This window comes from Neisseria sp. P0022.S010 (assembly GCF_051956635.1).
In genome coordinates this window covers 1-453 of record NZ_JBQCXF010000893.1, presented here as the reverse complement: position 1 = coordinate 453, position 453 = coordinate 1, and the positions used below count along the sequence as shown (strand labels likewise).

1 pseudogene is annotated in these 453 nt (G+C 49.2%); it reads right to left on the bottom strand.

Going from position 1 to position 453, the window contains the following annotated elements:
- Positions 1-453: pseudogene (locus tag ACTHUT_RS21965) on the bottom strand (D-alanyl-D-alanine endopeptidase); the annotation flags it as partial.

Genomic DNA, 453 nt, shown 5'->3' with positions numbered 1-453 from the left:
ATCCAAGACTCAATCTTACGCGCATCATTTACGCGGGTTGTAGAAGACGGAGAGTTGAGCAATACGATAGTAATCGGCTGATTCTGTACATTGGCCTTCACTACCATAGAACGTCCGGCTTCACGGATATAGCCGGTTTTCTACAATTCGATATTCCAGCTGCCCTCACGCACCAAGGCGTTGGCGTTTTTATAGTTTTGGCGGCCATTTGCCGTCAACACCGAGCCGTAATTTGAAGTCGAATTTTTACGGATCAGCGGATATTTGCTGGCTGCCGCAACCATACGGTTCAACTCGCGTGCAGTGGAAACATTTTGGAAATTCAAACCGGTAGGCTCATAGAAACGGCTGCTGGTCATACCCAGGCTTTGCGCTTTGGCATTCATGGCCGCACCAAACGCACTAATACCGCCCGGATAGGTATGGCACAATGCATGAGTGGCACGGTTTTCA